We start from the raw sequence: 1,594 nt of genomic DNA, 5'->3' as shown, positions 1-1,594 counted from the left end.
TCGCTCATTTGCGACTTCCTTATGTTAACATCTTCGTTAGTTAATGTCAACTAAGTTTTTCATTTTATTTGCCGCGTTCTGCGTTATTGCATCGGCGACTTGTTCTATATTACACCTCTATAGCCTAATCGTCAACACCTTTTATTCAATTAATAATAAAAATAATTCCAAAGTTATTTTCTATATTAGTTTCAGTTATTTAATTCCTCTCATTCAATGAAAATAATGAAAAGGACATCCTATTACATACAAAGCGTCCTTTCCATTAAACATTATATACATGCTCTTATAAACTTTAACATTCTTCATTCTCTTTAATATTTTGATCGTCTGATATAAATAAATCAATTAGTTTACGTTTATCCGCCCATATCACTCCAAATAAAACTAAGCTGCCACCTATTACTATTCTCCGCGTTAAAGATTCATTTAATAGAACAATTGAAGCAACTATACTTATTAACGGTAACGCATTTAAATATAATCCACTTACTGATGCCGAGACTGTCTCTAATGCTCTATTCCAAAACCAATACGCTAAAATTGTTGCCCCAATAACAAGATATATTACACTAAACCCTGTCTTCCATGTTTCGATTTTTGGAAAACCATAATAAAAAGTTTCTGCCATTGCAAATGGTAATAGAATAACAGCTCCAATAATTAAAGTTAATGTTGTAAAAACCTTGTTTGATAGATACTGTTCTTGTTTTGGTCGTTTCAGCAATACTGTATAGAAAGCAAATAAGAACGTACTTAATAAAATAAGGATATCTCCTATTAAAGATACTTCTTGATCGACATTACTAGATGGAATTGTAATAAGAAGTACTCCGATAGCCCCCAATACAATACCGATCCAATAATTAAGCCGAATTTTTTCTTTCAAAAAGAACGCCGAAAAAAGAATTGTAACTAAAGGTAAAGCAGCATCAATAATACTAACATGCAATCCACTTGTTAAAGAAATACCGTAGGATGTGAACATAAAGTACCCAGATACGCCAGTAAAAGATAGTAAACTCATTCTTTTCCACGGGACCTGTTTATGTACAACTGATCTTTTTAATTGTTTAAATGAGAATAGTAAACAGATTCCACCAGCTAAGAAAAGGCGAATAAATAACAAAGTAAATGGCTGAATAGATTCTAATGCCCACTTTGTTGGCGCAATGGCTGTCCCCCATAATATAACAGCCACTAATAACATGCATATTTCTTTCATAATCCCCCACACCCATCAAAAAATATATGTTAACTATCTTAATTATAGATTTTTTCTTATGTAAAATCCTTTAAAAATGAAAAACCGTTATGTGAAAAACAACTGAATAGCTATTTTCCACATAACGGTTTCATATAAAAAGTAAAATATTTTAGTCATTCCATGACTCAATTAATACAAAAAGGTAATTCTTACCTTAACCTAACATTTAAATGTATTACTTTATTATCTTTTATGGCATTATCGTTCAAAATTCATTTTAAACAGTCTCTATTTCATCTTTTTTCTTCTTTAAGATTATTAAATTTATGGATTATGACATTTGGTAAATAAAAATAAACACAAAAAAACCTAAGTCGAATCGACTTA

1 protein-coding gene is annotated in these 1,594 nt (G+C 30.1%); it reads right to left on the bottom strand.

From position 1 onward, the window contains the following. Positions 1–295 precede the first annotated feature (295 nt). Positions 296–1,225, bottom strand: coding sequence for a DMT family transporter (locus CER22_RS30985; RefSeq protein ID WP_088610501.1), 930 nt, complete (start codon positions 1,223–1,225; stop codon positions 296–298). Positions 1,226–1,594 lie beyond the last annotated feature (369 nt).

Source organism: Bacillus sp. K2I17, assembly GCF_002209985.1.
Taxonomy (GTDB): Bacteria; Bacillota; Bacilli; order Bacillales; family Bacillaceae_G; genus Bacillus_A; species Bacillus_A wiedmannii.
Note: the sequence above shows the minus strand (reverse complement) of the source record. Positions and strands in the feature narration are given on the sequence as shown.